The sequence below is a fragment of the Corallococcus caeni genome, assembly GCF_036245865.1.
In the GTDB taxonomy this organism is placed as follows: Bacteria; Myxococcota; Myxococcia; order Myxococcales; family Myxococcaceae; genus Corallococcus; species Corallococcus caeni.
Genome location: NZ_BTTW01000001.1, coordinates 783,199 through 799,002, shown reverse-complemented (window position 1 = coordinate 799,002; position 15,804 = coordinate 783,199). Strand labels below are relative to the sequence as shown.

Below are 15,804 nucleotides of genomic sequence, written 5' to 3'. Positions count from 1 at the left end.
CCTGATGCGTGGATGAGAACGCGTCACGGTGCTGCTCCCAGAATGGGGACGATGAGCCAGGGCCGAACTCCCAAGGCCTGCTCATACATCTGACCTTGCGTCTTCCCCACGTAAGGATGGTTGCGAGGATAACGCTTCCATCTCGGGGGATTGCTGACGGGGCACGGAAACTTGAAGTCGAAGACAGCTTCGGCCTTCAGCGGCTCCCCCAAATGGATGACGACATCCGGGACGAGCGTGCCCAGGAGCTGGCCCGCTTGTCCGGAACGAAGCCATACCTCCGCTTGAGCGCGGGTGATCAACCTGAGCGCTCCCGTCTTCATGTCGTAACCGTACCGTTGCTCCAAACTGAATCCACCTGGCCGTTCGACGGATAAGAGTGCCTGCGCACAGCGGAGGGCAACAGCGTGCTTCTCTTGGCCCCACCGCATGGCCCGGGTGATGGGCTCCCCGCTTGCGTTCGTTCCCACCTGCTCCTCGCACTGCTGCACTGTCGGCGTCTTGCCGTCGAGCATCCGCAGGTTCACTTCCAGATCCGCCTGGGTCGCGCACTTCGTCAGCAGCTCCCGCAGGCGTGCCTCCGCCGCCGCATCCATGACCTGCAGCGCCCCCGCCACGGACGCACCGGCCTGCGCCGTGGCACGGATGCCAGCGGGCACGGCCATGTCCGCGCAGTACGCGGGGTTGTGCCGGCACGCGTTCGTGCCTGAATCCAACGTCTGCGCGAACTCCCGCCGCGTCTGCCCACCGCCCGCGGACTGACACCCGCAGAGCAGCAGCCAGCCCAGCAGGGCCGTTGTGTGACGAATCCGCATGGCCACCGAGCGTGCCAGAATCCCCTCAGCCCCGTCCCTCATGCCGGGTAGGGTGCGGCTCCACACGATGACCTCCGACCTCTCGCCCGAATCCCTGCGCTGCGTCCGCGCCGACGCGCGCGAGCCCGAGGGCTACCGGGCCGCCCTCGGCGACACCCGCGCGTCCCTGCTCCACACGGATCCGCCCTATTGCCTGCTCACCCGGCGGCGCAAGGGCGGCGACCTGCGCGACCCCCGCGCGAACAAGAAGATCGACCGCAACCCCATCGTCCGCTTCGAGTCCGTGCGCGACTACCGCGTCTTCTCCGAGGCCTGGCTCTCGCGCGCCACCCAGCACCTCACCCCCGACGCGCCCCTCATCATCTGGACGAACCTCCTGGGCAAGGAGCCCATCCTCTCCGCCGCGCGCGACCTGGGCTACACCCACCTGCGCGGTGAATACGTCTGGGGCAAGCGCACCACCGACAAGAACGCCAACGAGCAGCTCCTGCGCGTCTACGAGGTCGCCCTCGTCATCGCCCGCACGCCCGCGCCGCCGCTCGCGCCGGGGGACGCCCCCACCGTGTGGGCCGTCGTCGGCGGCTACGACGATGACGCGGAGGCCGTGCAGTGGGGCGGCCACCCGCACCACAAGCCCTTCTCCGTGCTGGAGCCCCTGGTCCGCACCTGGAGCCGCCCCGGCGACACCGTGCTGGATCCGTTCGCCGGCAGCGGCTCCATGCCCTCCGCCGCCCTGCGCCTGGGCCGCCGCCCCGCCTGCATGGAGGTCGAACCCGAGTGGGCCGAGCGCGTCACCCACCGCCTGCGCGACACCGCCCGTCAGCTGGCCAGCGCCCGGTAGAAGCGCGTCTCGCTCCACGTGGGCACGTCCGTGGGACGGTGGCCCCACCAGTTCATCACCAGCGTGCGCCGCTCGCGCGAGGGCCCCGGCAGCTTCCCGTCCGGGACCTGGTTGTCCGCGTCCAGCACCCCGTGCGTCAGCGTCCCGTCGAACACCACCAGCCGGTTGGGGCGCGGCGCCACCAACGTCAAGTCCTCCAGCCGGTCCGGCGCGAGCGACGGATTGCCCTCCGACGGCAGCTCCCGCGTCACCGCCAGCGCGCCGCCCCGCACCCGGTTGAGGAACAACACCGACGAGCGCACCGGGTGCACCAGCTTCCCCGTCGCCAACGCCAGACGCTCATCCCGGTCCTGGTGGAAGTCCACCCGCACGTCCGTGGCCCGCATCCGAGACAGCCACCACTCCACACCGGCAATCTTCCACCCCTTTGTCACCCGGGGCCGCAGCGCGTGGATGACCTCCTCCACCACGTTCTCCGGTGGCCCGAAGGCGTACCAGAACGTCGTCTGGTACGTGTGACGCAGGCGCTCGCCCTTCAGGCCCCCCACGCGGCGCGACAGCCGGCGGAAGAGGGGGAGGGGCAGGGCGGGCTCGGTGAGCTGGACGAGGGATTCCACGATGGATCCGGAGCTTTCCCCTGAACGCGAGGTGGGCGCCACCTCCTTTCACCGGTAGGCTTCGCCCCCTCATGAAGGCCCATCAGAAGATGCTCCTCGGCATTTCCGTCGGCGCGGTGGCCGGGCTCGTCTGCAACGCCGTGTTCGGGAGCGCGGACTGGCTCACCTGGACCGTCGAGCACGTCACCAACCCCCTGGGGCAGCTCTTCATCCGCCTGCTCCTGATGCTCGTCGTGCCGCTCCTGTTCTCCGCGCTCGTCGTCGGCGTGGCGGAGCTGGACCTGAAGCAGGTGGGACGGCTGGGCGCCCGCACGCTGGGCTACACCGTCGTCTTCTCCGTCATCTCCGTGCTCATCGGCCTGTTGCTCGTCAACACGCTGAGGCCCGGGGACGGCCTGAGCGACGAGGCCCGCGCCCTGGCCCGCACGGGCACGACCATCAAAGCAGCGCCGCCTCCCGGGGACACCTCCGCGGGCGCGCTCTTCATGTCCATGGTGCCCACCAACCCGGTGAAGGCCGCGGCGGACGGGGACATGATCGGCCTCATCGTCTTCTCGCTCATCTTCGGCCTGGGCCTGGCGCTCACCCCGGGCGAGCCCGCGCAGCGGCTCAAGGACGTCGTCCAGGGGCTCTACGACGTGATGATGAAGCTCATCGACGGGGTGCTGAAGCTGGCCCCCGTGGGCGTGGGCGCGTTGCTGTTCTCCATGACGGCGCGGCTGGGCTTCCACATCCTGGGACAGCTGGCGTCGTACGTGGGCGTGGTGCTGCTGGCGCTGGGCATCCACATGTTCGTCGTGTACTCGCTGTCCGTGCGCTTCCTGGGCGGACGCAACCCGGTGGAGTTCTTCCGCTCCTGCCGGCTGGCCATCGTCACCGCCTTCTCCACGTCCTCCTCCAGCGCCACGCTGCCCACCGCGCTCAAGGTCGCGGAGGAGAACCTCCAACTGCCGCGCAACGTGTCGCGCTTCGTGCTGACCGCCGGCTCCGCGATGAACCAGAACGGCACCGCGCTCTTCGAGGGCGTCACCGTCCTCTTCCTCGCGCAGGTGTACGGCGTGCAGCTGGGCCTGGGGCAGCAGGCGACCATCATGTTCATCTGCGTGCTGGCGGGCATCGGCACCGCGGGCGTGCCGGCGGGCTCCATCCCCGTCATCGCGATGATCCTCGGCATGTTCCACATCCCCGTGGAGGGGCTGGGCCTCATCCTCGGCGTGGACCGCTTCCTGGACATGTGCCGGACCGTGCTCAACGTGACAGGGGACCTGGCCGCCGCGGTGTACGTGTCGCGCGGAGAACCCCCCGACCGTCCGGTCGGTGAGGAGGCGGCGGAGTCGCCCGCGGCCTGACGTGGCGTCGCACCGGTTCCACCTTTTGACCGAAGTCCCACCGTCGTTCCCGAAGCCAAGGAGCTTCCGCCGCATGAAGATCGCCAACGGTCGCGTCGTCGCGCTCGAGTACCGCCTCCACCTGGGGGACGGGCAGGTCATCGACCAGAGCGCCCCGGGCCAGCCGCTCGCCTATCTGCACGGGCACAAGCAGATCGTCCCCGGCCTGGAGGGCGCGCTGGATGGCCTGGGGGCAGGGGAGAGCAAGCAGGTGGTGGTGAGCCCGGATCAGGGCTACGGCAACCACAACCCGGAGGGCGTGCGCACCGTCCCCCGCAGCATGCTGCCGCCGGGCTTCACGCCCCAGGTGGGCCAGACGCTGATGGCGCAGACGGAGGACGGCAACATCCCCCTGCGCATCGAGACCGTGAACCCGGACTCCGTCGTGGTGGACTTGAACCACCCGCTCGCCGGCAAGACGCTCCACTTCGACGTCACCGTGCGCGAAGTGCGTGACGCGACGCAGGAAGAACTCACGCACGGTCACGTGCACGGGCCGGGCGGCGCGCACGAGTAACGCCGCCGGACGGCACGGAGCGTTTCGTTCCTTCGGGGGGCGTGCACTATCTTGCGCCCCCCATGGCTCCTCCCGTCCCGAACCCCAGCCAGCTCCGCGTCCCCGCGCCTGACCCCGCCGCCGTTCCGGAACGGCCTGGCGCCTCCGCGGCGATGGATCCAGAGCTGTACTGGCGGGAGCACGTCTACCAGGGCGGCGCGCGGCAGCTCACCGTGCGCGCCATCATCGCCGGGATGCTCATTGGCGCGGTGATGTGCCTGTCCAACCTCTACGTCATCCTCAAGACGGGCTGGAGCCTGGGCGTCACCATCACCGCGTGCATCCTGGCCTTCGCGGTGTTCGGCACGCTGCGCTCGCTGAAGGTGCTGCGCACCGAGTTCACCGACCTGGAGAACAACGCCATGGGCTCCGTGGCGTCCGCCGCGGGCTACATGACGGGCGGCGGCAACATGGCCGCGGTGCCCGCGCTGCTGATGCTCACCGGCACGCTGCCGTCCTCGGGCTGGCTGATGGTGTGGTTCGCCGTCATCTCCGCGCTGGGCGTCTTCGCCGCCATCCCCATCAAGCGCCAGCTCATCAACATCGAAGCGCTCCCGTTCCCCACGGGCACCGCCACCGCGGAGACCATCCGCGCGCTGCACGGCCACGGAGAAGTGGCCCGCCGCAAGTCGCGCCTGCTGGGCGTGGCGGGGCTCGTGGGCGCGCTGCTGGTGCTGGTGCGCGACGCGCGCTTCTCCTGGCTGAAGAACCTGCCGGAGAAGGTGAGCCTGCCGTTCAGCATCCTCGGGCGCGAGGCGGGCAAGTGGTCCCTGTCCTTCGACTTCAGCCTGCTGCTCATCGGCGCGGGCGCGCTGGTGAACTTCCGCACCGGCTGGTCCATGTTGCTGGGTGCCATCCTCAACTACGGCTTCCTCGCACCCGCCATGGTCGCCGAGGGCGTCATCCCGGAGGTCACGTACAAGGCCATCAACAGCTGGTCGCTGTGGACGGGCTCCGCGGTGCTGGTGTCCTCCGGCCTGCTGTCGTTCGCTTTCCAGTGGAGGAGCGTGGTGCGCTCGTTCTCCGCCCTGGGCGGCCTGGTGGGGCTGAAGCCCAAGGAGGGCGCGCGGGAGGATCCGCTGGCGGACATCGAGTGTCCCCCGGCCTGGTTCCCCCTGGGCTTCGCGCTCCTGGGCCCGGTGGCCGTGTTCCTCATGGCCTACCTCTTCCAGATTCCCTGGTGGGCCGGCGTGCTCGCGCTCCCGCTGGCGGTGGTGATGGGCGTCATCGCGTCGCGCGTGACGGGGGAGACGGACACCACGCCCACCAAGGCGCTGGGCCCCGTCACCCAGCTCATCTTCGGAGGACTCGCGCCGGGCAACATCCCCGCCAACGTGATGAGCGCCAACGCCACGGGCGGCGTGGGGTTGCACTCGGCGGACCTGCTCACGGACCTCAAGTCCGGGTGGCTGCTGGGCGCGTCGCCGCGGCAGCAGTTCTTCGCGCAGCTGTTCGGCGTGGCCGCGGGCGCCATGGTGGTGGTGCCCATCTTCAAGCTGCTGGTGCCGACCGCGGACGTGCTGGGCACCGAGCAGTTCCCCGCGCCCGCCTCCATGGTGTGGGCCGGCGTGTCGAAGATGCTCGCCTCGGGCGTGTCCGCGCTGCACCCCACCGCGCGCATGGGCGCCCTGTGCGGCGCGCTCCTGGGCATCGCGCTGGTGCTGCTGGAGCGCTGGGCCCCGTCGAAGCTGAAGGCCTTCATCCCCTCCGCGTCCGGCCTGGGGCTGGCCATCGTCATCCCCGGCTCCAGCTCCATCAGCCTCTTCGTGGGCGCGGCGTTGGCGGCGTTCCTCCGGCGCGTGAAGCCGAAGCTCGCGGAGGACGCGGTGCTGCCCGTCAGCTCCGGCTTCATCGCGGGCGAAAGCCTCCTGGGCATCGCCATCGCGATGGTGAAGGCCTTCGGCTTCATGCCGAAGTAGCGGCGCCCTTCAGTCCACCTTGCTGGTGGCCCAGGACACGCCCGCGACGAAGCGGAACGTGGGCGTGTCCAACCCCGCGCCCACGCCGGGGCCGCCCATGACGTACAGGTCCAGGCTGGACAGGGCGTGGCGGCGGATGGCGATGAGCAGCTCCGCCCCCACGCGCCCGCCGTCCAGCGGGATGCCCGTGAGCACGCTCACCTCGCCGCGCGTCGTCTCCCCCTGCAGCGACGTCACAGTGGCGCCCAATCGCAGCTCATTGCCCACGACGTCGCGCGGGTCGTAGGACACGGGCCCCAGGTCCCGGCGCTTGCGCAGGAACACGCCGGCCTCGCCGCCCACCTGGAAGCCGTCGCCCACGTAGCCCAATTGCAGACGCGGCTCCCACGCGGAGTCCTCGTGCGCCAGGGCCTCGCGGCTGCCCACGGGCAGTCCCGCCGTCAGCGCCACCGCCACGTTGAGGGGGGCGCCCTTCGTCTGCCGGAGCAGCGCCGCCCGGGCGGTCAGCCACGGCGTGGCGAGGCCCCCGGAGTCCGGCCCGAAGTACTCCAGCGTCGGCTTTCCCCCCTGCGACAGGATGAAGGGCACGTCCGCCCCCACGTCCATCCACGACAGCACGCCGAGGCCCACCGTCAGGTGGGCCGTCATCTTGTTCTCGACCAGACCCGTGCCATCCCCGGGCTCCCAGCGTGTCTGGAAGTGCAGAGGCAGATGCTCGTAGTGGTAGTTCAAACTCACCCGCAGCTGCCCGGCCGCCAACGTCCGGCCCGTGGCCACCACCAACGACCCCAGGGCCGCCGGGTCCAGGTGCAGCCGTTGCAGGTCGAATACGGGCAGCGGGCTCTTGGGGCCGCTCTCCAGGGCGTGGGCGGAGAAGGGGAGGGACAGGAGGGCAGCGGCGAGGACCGAGGCCGGACGGAACACGTGACGACTCCCGAGGCGGAGGGACGCGGACTCTAGCCAGAGTCCCCCTGCCCGAAAATCATGCACGGGTGTCGCCGGATGTTGGTTGTCCCGCGAAAGTACCCGCGCGTCAGGCGTTGCCGGCCGCCAGGTCCTGCAATTCCTGCCATCGCGTATAGAGCCGGTCCACCTCGGCGGTGGTGGCCTCCAGGGCCTGGTTGACCTCCGCCACCTTGGAGCCCTGGCTGTAGACTGCGGGGTCGGCCAGCTTCGCCTCCAGCTCCGCCTTGCGCTTCTCCGCGGCCTCGATGGTGGCCTCCATGCCGTCCAGCTCGCGCTGGTCCTTGTAGGAGAGCTTCCCGGGCTTCTTCTGCGCGGGCTTCGCGGCGGCCTCCTCGCGGGGCGGGGGCTCGTCCTTCTTCGGCGCGGCGGCCTTGAGCGCGGCGGCCTGCGACTGCTCGCGCAGCCGCTTGTACATGTCGTAGTTGCCCTCGTAGCGGGTGACCTTGCCCTGGCCGTCGAAGGAGAGGATGGCGGTGGCCACCTTGTCCAGGAAGTACCGGTCGTGCGTCACCAGCAGCGTGCTGCCCGCGAAGTCCAGCAGCAGGCGCTCCAGGATGTTGAGCGTGACGATGTCCAGGTCGTTGGTGGGCTCGTCCAGCACCAGCACGTTGGCGCCCTCCAGGAACAGCCGCGCCAGCAGCAGCCGGTTGCGCTCACCGCCGGACAGCGCGCCCACCTTCATGCGCTGCATGGGCACCGGGAAGAGCAGGTCCTCCAGGTAGTCGCGCAGGGCCACCTTGCGGTCCGCCAGCTCCACGTGGTCCTCGCCGTTGGAGGCCGCGTCGTACACCGTCTGGTCCGGGTCCAGCTGCGCGCGCTGCTGGTCGTAGTAGGCGACCTTGGTGTTCTTCCCGATGACGAGCTTGCCGCTGTCCGCGGGGATCTCCCCCAGCATCACGCGCAGGAAGGTCGTCTTGCCCACGCCGTTGGGCCCCAGGAAGCCCACGCGCTCGCCGCGCTGGAGGCGGAAGTCCACGCCGTCCAGCACCTTGCGGTCGCCGAAGGACTTCTTCAGCCCCTCCGCCTCGATGACGGTGTGGCCCAGGCGGGGCGCCGCCACCACCTTCAGGTCCGCCACCTTGGGGCGCTGGAAGCCCTTCTCCGCCAGCAGCTTCTGCGCCCGCTCGATGCGCGCCTTGCTCTTGGTGCGTCGCGCCTCCGGGCCCTTGCGCAGCCACGCCACCTCCTGCGCAATCCAGCGTCCGCGCTTGTGCTCCGCCGTCTCCGCGTTCTCCTGGGCGACGAGCTTCTGCTCCACGTAGGCCGCGTAGTTGCCGGGATAGGAGATGAGCCCGCCACCGGGCTGGATCTCCACGATGCGGTCCACCAGGTCGTCCAGGAAGTAGCGGTCGTGCGTCACGAGCAGGAGCGCCCCGGGCAGCTTGTCCAGCTCGTCCTCCAGCCAGTCCACGGTGTCCGCGTCCAGGTGGTTGGTGGGCTCGTCCAGAAGCAGCAGGTCCGGGCGCGTGAGCAGGGCGCGGGCAATGGCCACGCGCTTGCGCAGGCCTCCGGACAGCTGCGCCACCGGCCGGTCCCAGTCCTTCACGCCCAGCCTGTCCAGCAGCGTCTTCGCGTGGTGCTCCGTGTCCCAGCCGCCCGCCTGTTCAATCCGGTCGCTGAGGGCGGACAGCTGCTCCAGCATCTTCGGGGTGGCGTTGGCGGGGTCCGCCTCCAGCTTCCGCGACAGCTCCGCGTGCGCCGCCAGCGCCTCCTTGAGCGGCGCCTGGGACACGGCCAGCTCGCTCTGCACGGTGGCGCCCTCGGGGAACTCCGGCTCCTGGGGCAGGTAGGTGACGCGCGCGCCCCGGCGCAGCTGCAGTTCACCCAGGTCCGGCTTCGCCGCGCCGGCCAATATCTTCATCAGCGACGACTTGCCGGAGCCGTTGACGCCGACAAGCCCCACGCGCTCGCCCTCCTCGATGGTGAAGGTGAGGCCCTCGAAGACGGTGCGGCTGCCGAAGGCGAGCTGGACGTTGGCGGCGCGGAGCAGCGTCACGGGAAGAGACCTCCTCGAAGGGGGAAAGCGAAAGGGCGCCCCCCATTGAAGCGGGGAGCGCCCTTCCTACTGCCAGAGCGGCGTCTGGGACACCCGGACTACTTGCGGGCGGCCTGCTCCGCGGCCTGCTTCTCCTTGTACTGCGCCATCAGGGCCTCCGCCTCGTTGCGGGGGACCGGCATGTACTTGGCGAACTCCATCGTGAACTCGCCCTTGCCCTGGGTGGCGGAGCGCAGGTCGGTGGAGTAGCCGAACATCGTGTTCAGCGGCACTTCCGCCACGGCCGTGACGTAGCCCTCGGCGGTGCCCGTCTCCAGGATGGTGCCGCGGCGCTGGTTCAGCTGGCCGACGACGGAACCCTGGAAGTCTTCCGGAGCCGTGACTTCGACCTTCATGATCGGCTCGAGGATGACCGGCTTGGCGGCGGCGTAGCCTTCACGGAAGCCCATGATGGCGGCCGTCTTGAACGCCATTTCGGACGAGTCCACCGCGTGGAACGCGCCGTCGTTGATGACCACGCGCAGGCCCACCACGGGGAAGCCGATGAGGCTGCCCTTCTTCACGGCCTCCTGGAAGCCCTTGTCGCACGCGGGGATGAACTCGCGCGGGATGGAGCCACCGACGATGTCGTCCACGAACTCGTACTGCTGCACGGCGTCCGAGGGCAGGGGCTCCACGTAGCCGCACACGCGCGCGAACTGACCGGAACCACCGGTCTGCTTCTTGTGCGTGTAGGCGAACTCGCCCTTCTGGGAGATGGTCTCGCGGTACGCCACCTGCGGCTTACCGGCGACCACCTCGCAGTTGTACTCGCGCTTCATGCGCTCGATGTAGATCTCCAGGTGGAGCTCGCCCATGCCGCTGATGATGGTCTGCGCGGACTCTTCGTCACGGCGCACGCGGAAGGTGGGGTCTTCCTTGTGGAAGCGGTTGAGCGCCTTGGAGAAGTTCGCCAGCGTGTCGCGGTTCTTCGGCGTCACCGCCAGCGAGATCACCGCGTCCGGCACGAACATGGACGTCATCGTGTAGTTCACGGTGCCGTCGGTGAACGTGTCGCCGGAGGCGCACTCGATGCCGAACAGCGCGACGATGTCGCCGGCCGTGGCGTCGTTGACGTCGTGCATTTCCGACGCGTGCATGCGGACGATGCGCGGAACCTTGACCTTCTTCTGGTTCACCTGGTTGATGATGAAGTCACCCTTGCTCACCTTGCCCTGGTAGATGCGCATGTAGGTGAGCTGGCCGTAGCGGCCGTCTTCCAGCTTGAACGCAAGGCCCACGAAGGGCTTGGCCGGATCCGACTCCAGGATGACCTTGGCCTCGTTGTTCTTCTGGTCGAGGGCCTCGTTGGTCGCTTCCTTGGGGTTCGGCAGGTAGCTGCACACCGCGTTCAGGAGCAGCTGCACGCCCTTGTTCTTGTACGCGGAGCCGCACATCACCGGCGTCATCTTCAGCGCGATGGTGGCGCGGCGCACGGCGGCGCGGAGCTGCGCCTCGGTGATGGAGGCCGGGTCCATGAGGAAGGCCTCGCCCAACTCGTCGTCGACGTTGGCGATGCCCTCGATCATCTCGTCACGGCGCAGCTTGGCCTCGTCCAGCATGTCCGCCGGAATGGCCTCCTCACGGATGTTCTCGCCGTTCTCGCCGTCGAAGTAGAACGCCTTCATCGACAGCAGGTCGATGAGGCCCTGGAAGCGGTCCTCGGCGCCGATGGGGTACTGGAGCTTCACCGCGTGGTGGCCCAGCTTCTCCTTCAGCTGCGCGGCGACGCGATCGTAGTTCGCGCCAGAGCGGTCCATCTTGTTGATGAACGCGATGCGCGGAACCTTGTAGCGCTTCATCTGGCGGTCCACCGTGATGGACTGCGACTGCACGCCCGACACGGAGCAGAGCACCAGGATGGCGCCATCGAGCACGCGGAGCGCACGCTCCACCTCGATGGTGAAGTCCACGTGTCCCGGGGTGTCGATGAGGTTGATGTTGTAGTCGCCCCACATCGCGTACGTGGCGGCGGACTGGATGGTGATGCCCTTCTCACGCTCCAAGTCCATCGAGTCCATGACCGCGCCCACGCCGTCCTTGCCGCGGACCTCGTGGATCTCGTGGATCTTGCCCGTGTAGAACAGGATGCGCTCGGACAGCGTCGTCTTGCCCGAGTCGATGTGGGCGGAGATACCGATGTTACGAATCTTCTCGATGGGTACGTTGGAGGCCACGATCCGGTCCTTCTTCGATTGAAAAAATTGCCTGAGGGAACAGAGCAGGCGGGGCCCTTACTTCCCACAGGACCCAGTTACCAGACAAATCCGCATGACGTTGGGCGTACATCCGCCTACGTTGCACCGCCCTGTTCCGACTGAGGTCTCATAACAATGAGCGCGAGCGAAAACTTCTCCCTGGCCCGGGCATGGCTCAAGGCCTTCAACGCCCACGACGTCACCGCGCTGGTTGCCCTGTACGCGGAGGATGCAACACACACCTCGCCCAAGATTCGCGTCCTGCACCCGGAGACGGGTGGGCGCCTGGTGGGCCGGCCGGCCCTGGAGCGGTGGTGGAGGGATGCCATCGCCCGGCTGCCGGGCCTGCGCTACGAGGAGACGGCCCTCACGGCGGACGAGGACCGGGTGTTCATGGAGTACCTGCGCCACGCGCCCAACGAGGCCCCCCTGCCGGTGGCGGAGGTGCTGGAGGTGAAGGGCGGGCGCATCGTCGCGTCGCGCGTCTACCACGGCTAAGGTGCCCGCCATGGCGAACCCTCCCAACAGCTTCGACCGGGACTTCGGATACCTGCTGCCCTTCATGGACAAGGTGGCGGCGGCCGCCTCGAGCCTGCCGGACGCGTCCGCCCGCGAGGAGCTGGTGGGGCTGATGGCGGAGGAGAAGGTCCGCTGGGAGCGCATCCGCTCGCTGCTCCAGGGCGCCCCGGGACGGGGCGGCGCCTCCACGGGGACCGCCCCCAAGCCGTCGGCCTCGAAGGCCGCGGCGCCCGCCGCCGCGCCCCCGCTGGCCCGGGTGTCCGGGGACGGGGTGAACCGGGTGGCCCGGCTGGAGTCGGGCCTCACCGTGGGCAGCCTCAAGGACTCGCGCTAGCGCGGGGGCCCTAGGCGCTGCTGACGCGGACCTGATCCAGCGCGTCGTAGGTGGCGGCCTTGTAGGCCTCCGACAGCGTCGGGTAGTTGAAGCAGGTCTCCACGAAGAGCTGCGCGGTGGCGCCGGTGAGCAGCGCGGTGAGCCCCACGTGCACCAGCTCCGAGGCCTGCTCACCCAGCACGTGCACGCCCAGCAGCTTCAGGTCGTCGCGGTGGAAGAGCAGCTTCAGCATGCCCTGCCGCTCGCCGATGATCTGCCCGCGCGGGTTGGTGTCGAAGGTGGCCCGGCCGACGACGTAGGGGATGCTGCGCGAGCGCAGGGACTCCTCCGTGTCGCCGGCCATGGACACCTCCGGGATGGTGTAGATGCCGTAGGGCAGGATGGGCGTGAGCGTGCGCTTGCCCGGGCCGAACGCGTGCTCCACGGCGATGCGGGCCTGCTCCATGGACGTGGAGGCCAGCGCGGGGAAGCCGATGACGTCCCCCACCGCGTAGATGTGCGGCACGGCCGTCTGGTACGCGAGCCCCACTTCAATCTGCCCGCGCTTGCCCTGCTTGATGCCCAGCGCCTCGATGCCCAGGCCCGCGGTGTTGGACGTGCGGCCGGAGGCGACCAGCACCTGGTCCGCCTCCAGCACCTCGCCGGTGGACAGCTTCAGGCGGATGGGCTCCTCGTGCGACTCCGGGACGTGCGCGGACTCCACCACCTGGCCCAGGCGCAGCCGCACGCCCAGCGCCTCCATGCAGTCGCGCAGCAGCTGGTTGATCTCCGCGTCCAGGAAGGACAGCAGGTCGTTCTTCACCTCCACCAGCGTCACCGGGATGCCGAGCGCGGCGAACATGCACGCGTACTCGCAGCCGATGACGCCGCCGCCCACCACCACCAGCGTGCGGGGCAGGGTGGTGATGTCCAAAATCTCATCCGAGTCGTGCACGCGCGGGTCCCCGAAGGGGTACAGCGGCGGGCGGTACGGCGTGGAGCCGGTGGCGATGAGGACGGTGCCGGCGGAGAGCTTCGCGACCTCCGCGCCGTCGCGCTTCACGACGACGGTGTGCGCGTCCTGGAAGGCGCCGGAGCCCTGGAACACGGTCACGCCGTGGCGCTGGAGGTTCTTGTGGATGCGCTCGCGCTCCATCTGCTTCACGCGGCGCTCGCGGAAGAGGAAGTCGGAGACGGTGGCTTCGTGGCGCAGCGTCGCGTCCACGCTGTAGAGACCGCGCGCCTTGAAGCCGGACAGGTGCAGCGCCGTCTCGCGCAGCGTCTTGGAGGGAAGGGTGCCGGTGTTGGCCGCGGTGCCGCCGAGCACCGGCTCCCGCTCCACCACCGCCACCCGCTTGCCCGCGAGCGAGGCCTGTACCGCGCCCCATTCTCCCGCGGGGCCAGAGCCGATGACCACCAGGTCGAAGTCCGCCATGGGCCCACCCTAACCCCACCGTGGGGAGCAGGGCACCGGGAAGTCACCGCCCCGGCCGCGTTCCTCGCGCCTTGCACGCGGGTCTGGCGCTCAGGCGTCCTCGGACTCGCTGACAGGGCCCGCGGGAGCACGGCCGGTGTAGTGCAGCTTCTCGCGGACCTCCGCGTCGGTGAGGAGCCGGAAGCCGCCCTCGGGGATGTCGGCCAGGGTGATGTCGCCCACCGCCTCCCGGTGGAGCGCGCGGGCGGGCAGCCCCACGGCGCCCAGCATGCGCTTCACCTGGTGGTGGCGGCCTTCGGTGAGCGTCACCTCCACCGTGTGCTCGTCGCGCACGCGCACCACGGCGGGGCGGGCGGGGCCGTCATCCAGAGTCATCCCCTGGCGCAGGGGCTCCACCTTCGCGTCGTCCGCGACGCTGAACACCGTGGCCACGTAGCGCTTGGGGAGGTTCGTCTCCGGGGACGTGCAGTGGGCCACCAGCTTGTCGTCGTTGGTGAAGAGCAAGAGGCCCGTGGTGTCCACGTCCAGCCGGCCCACTGCGTGCCAGGTGAAGCGGTTCAGCTCCAGGGGCAGCTGGGGCAGCAGGAGTTCGAACACCGTGCCCGTGCGGTGCTGGCGCGCGGTGGAGGTCAGCACCCCCGCGGGCTTGTGGAAGGCCAGCGCGTGCGTGGGCGCCACCTTGCGCACCGGCAGCCCGTCCACCTTGATGACGGCATCGGGCGGCACGGGGGTGAGGGGCGTGGTCGCCACGCGGCCGTTGACGCTCACGCGGCCCGCCTTGATGGCGGCCTCCGCCTCGTCCTGGGGCATGGCGCCCGCGCGGGCGAGCGCGCGGGAGAGCCAGTCCGGCTTCTCCTTGCCCTCCCAGCGGTTGGGGCGGGGCGGGGACTTGGGGGGCCGTTCGGGCTTGCGAGGCATGGGCGCGGCACCATAGCCGCGCTCGGGCGGCGGCGTGCTGGGAGTTAGCGCCGGACCGGTTCGTCCGGGTCCTCGCCCTCGGCGGAGCCCGGCGTCCTGCCTGGCTCGTCGCCGTTCGCCATGCGGTGGGGTTCCTCCTCCAGCCCGCCGTCCTCGGCCGTCTCGGGCGTGCGGCCGGGCTCCTCCAGCGCGTCCTCGTGGGGCGGCGCCTGCCGGCCAGGACCGGGCTCGGTGCCTCCCACGATCATCGACTCATAGGGCATGTGGTTCACGCGGTGCTCCTTCCCAAACGGGGCCGGTGGTTCCGGGAAAGGTAGCGACGCGTGGGCATCCCGCCGCGCGGGGGAGGGGCGTTCCCCTGCCTGCTCAGGTGTCGTCCCTGGGAGGCCCGCCCTCCTGGGGGAAGTGCTTGCGCACGGTGTGCAGCGCGGCCAGCCAGAGCCGGGCCTCATTGCGCGTGAGCCGCGAGCGACGCAGGGGCGCGACCAGGTCCCTCACCGCCGTGCGCCCGGGCTGCGCGTCCACGAGGAAGCCCCCCGTGCTCAGCAGCGCCTCCAGCGTGGCCTCCACGCGGGCCAGCTCCGCGTCCGTGGCGGCCAGGGGCAGGGGGCCCGGTGGCGGCGCGGTGTCCGCGAGATGGGCCATGCGGACCTCGTAGGCGTAGAGCAGCACCGCCTGCGCCAGGTTGATGGAGGGCTGCTCCGGCGCGGTGGGCACCGCGGACAAATCATGGCAGCGCTCCACCTCCGCGTTGGTCAGCCCGCTGCGCTCGTCCCCGAAGACGAGCGCCACCGGCCCCTGCTTCGCCCGCGCCACCAGCTCCTCGCCCACGGCCCGGGGCGACAGCCGGCGCTTGCCCTCCACCTTGCGGGAGCTGGTCCCCACCACCCAGACGCAGTCGGACACCGCCGCGTCCAGCGTGTCCGGGCGCTTCACCCCACCCAGCACGTCCTCCGCGTGCACCGCCAGCCGGTGGGCCGGGCCCAGGTCCTCCACCTCCGGCGTCACCCAGGCCCAGTCGGACAGGCCGCAGTTCTTCAGGGCGCGGGCGGCGGCGCCCAGGTTCTCCGCGTTGCGCGGGCGCATGAGGACGAATCGGACGGGCAGCACCATGGCCGCGCACCCTAAGCCCTCGGGCACGCGTCCTGTCCACCTGGATGAGAAGGTGAGAACGGTGGGGTCCCCCTGGCGGCGGCGCCAGGCCTGAACTGGTCCGACAGTCGGACCAGTTGGGACCGCACCGGGCGGGAGGGGGACACCCTTGGCGTTCCGAGGATGGGGGCT

The 15,804-nt window shown here is 70.0% G+C and carries 15 protein-coding genes; 6 read left to right on the top strand and 9 right to left on the bottom strand.

The window, feature by feature from the left end:
- Positions 1-23 precede the first annotated feature (23 nt).
- The gene (locus AABA78_RS03325; protein WP_338261578.1) at positions 24-815 is read right to left on the bottom strand and encodes a hypothetical protein; all 792 of its coding nucleotides are present in this window, start codon (positions 813-815) and stop codon (positions 24-26) included.
- A gap of 67 nt (positions 816-882) precedes the next feature.
- On the opposite strand from AABA78_RS03325, the gene AABA78_RS03320 reads away from it, so the two are divergent.
- A complete protein-coding gene (locus tag AABA78_RS03320; RefSeq protein WP_338261577.1) occupies positions 883-1,656 on the top strand; it encodes a DNA-methyltransferase in 774 nt (257 codons plus the stop codon).
- On the opposite strand, the gene AABA78_RS03315 is transcribed toward AABA78_RS03320, so the two are convergent.
- Positions 1,635-2,273 carry a 2OG-Fe(II) oxygenase gene (locus AABA78_RS03315; RefSeq protein WP_338261576.1) on the bottom strand — a complete coding sequence of 213 codons (639 nt, stop codon included), beginning with the start codon at positions 2,271-2,273 and terminating at the stop codon, positions 1,635-1,637. The two genes, AABA78_RS03320 and AABA78_RS03315, sit on opposite strands and share 22 nt — an antisense overlap.
- 71 nt (positions 2,274-2,344) lie before the next feature.
- On the opposite strand from AABA78_RS03315, the gene AABA78_RS03310 reads away from it, so the two are divergent.
- The 3 genes from AABA78_RS03310 to AABA78_RS03300 all read left to right on the top strand — a co-directional run bounded on the left by AABA78_RS03310 (position 2,345) and on the right by AABA78_RS03300 (position 6,136).
- Positions 2,345-3,622 carry a dicarboxylate/amino acid:cation symporter gene (locus tag AABA78_RS03310; RefSeq protein WP_338261575.1) on the top strand — a complete coding sequence of 426 codons (1,278 nt, stop codon included), beginning with the start codon at positions 2,345-2,347 and terminating at the stop codon, positions 3,620-3,622.
- Between the two features lie 73 nt (positions 3,623-3,695).
- Positions 3,696-4,178, top strand: a complete 483-nt coding sequence (locus tag AABA78_RS03305; protein WP_171412462.1) for an FKBP-type peptidyl-prolyl cis-trans isomerase — start codon at positions 3,696-3,698, stop codon at positions 4,176-4,178.
- Positions 4,179-4,240: 62 nt separating this feature from the next.
- Positions 4,241-6,136 (top strand): OPT family oligopeptide transporter, encoded by a 1,896-nt coding sequence (locus AABA78_RS03300; protein ID WP_338261574.1) that lies wholly within the window; start codon positions 4,241-4,243, stop codon positions 6,134-6,136.
- A 9-nt stretch (positions 6,137-6,145) separates the two neighbouring features.
- Here the strand turns inward: AABA78_RS03300 and AABA78_RS03295 are convergent, their stop codons facing one another.
- From AABA78_RS03295 to fusA, 3 genes are all read right to left on the bottom strand, one after another.
- Positions 6,146-7,060: a flagellar motor protein MotB gene (locus tag AABA78_RS03295; RefSeq protein WP_338261573.1), complete on the bottom strand. Its 915-nt coding sequence runs from the start codon at positions 7,058-7,060 to the stop codon at positions 6,146-6,148.
- 109 nt (positions 7,061-7,169) lie between these two features.
- The gene (locus AABA78_RS03290; protein WP_338261572.1) at positions 7,170-9,098 is read right to left on the bottom strand and encodes an ABC-F family ATP-binding cassette domain-containing protein; all 1,929 of its coding nucleotides are present in this window, start codon (positions 9,096-9,098) and stop codon (positions 7,170-7,172) included.
- A gap of 98 nt (positions 9,099-9,196) precedes the next feature.
- Positions 9,197-11,314: an elongation factor G gene (gene fusA / locus AABA78_RS03285; RefSeq protein ID WP_338261571.1), complete on the bottom strand. Its 2,118-nt coding sequence runs from the start codon at positions 11,312-11,314 to the stop codon at positions 9,197-9,199.
- A gap of 156 nt (positions 11,315-11,470) precedes the next feature.
- Here fusA and AABA78_RS03280 point away from each other — a divergent pair, with 156 nt between their 5' ends.
- The gene (locus AABA78_RS03280) at positions 11,471-11,833 is read left to right on the top strand and encodes a nuclear transport factor 2 family protein (protein WP_338261570.1); all 363 of its coding nucleotides are present in this window, start codon (positions 11,471-11,473) and stop codon (positions 11,831-11,833) included.
- A 10-nt stretch (positions 11,834-11,843) separates the two neighbouring features.
- Complete coding sequence (gene encD / locus AABA78_RS03275) at positions 11,844-12,188, top strand: encapsulin nanocompartment cargo ferric reductase EncD (RefSeq protein WP_338261569.1); 345 nt, start codon at positions 11,844-11,846, stop codon at positions 12,186-12,188.
- Between the two features lie 10 nt (positions 12,189-12,198).
- Here the strand turns inward: encD and sthA are convergent, their stop codons facing one another.
- The 4 genes from sthA to AABA78_RS03255 all read right to left on the bottom strand — a co-directional run bounded on the left by sthA (position 12,199) and on the right by AABA78_RS03255 (position 15,633).
- On the bottom strand, positions 12,199-13,602 hold the full coding sequence (gene sthA / locus AABA78_RS03270) for a Si-specific NAD(P)(+) transhydrogenase (protein WP_338261568.1): 1,404 nt from the start codon (positions 13,600-13,602) through the stop codon (positions 12,199-12,201).
- A gap of 90 nt (positions 13,603-13,692) precedes the next feature.
- Entirely contained in the window at positions 13,693-14,520 is an 828-nt protein-coding gene (locus AABA78_RS03265; RefSeq protein WP_338261567.1) for a pseudouridine synthase, read from the bottom strand.
- 44 nt (positions 14,521-14,564) lie between these two features.
- Positions 14,565-14,783, bottom strand: a complete 219-nt coding sequence (locus AABA78_RS03260; protein WP_338262368.1) for a hypothetical protein — start codon at positions 14,781-14,783, stop codon at positions 14,565-14,567.
- Between the two features lie 103 nt (positions 14,784-14,886).
- Entirely contained in the window at positions 14,887-15,633 is a 747-nt protein-coding gene (locus AABA78_RS03255; RefSeq protein ID WP_338261566.1) for an RNA methyltransferase, read from the bottom strand.
- Positions 15,634-15,804 lie beyond the last annotated feature (171 nt).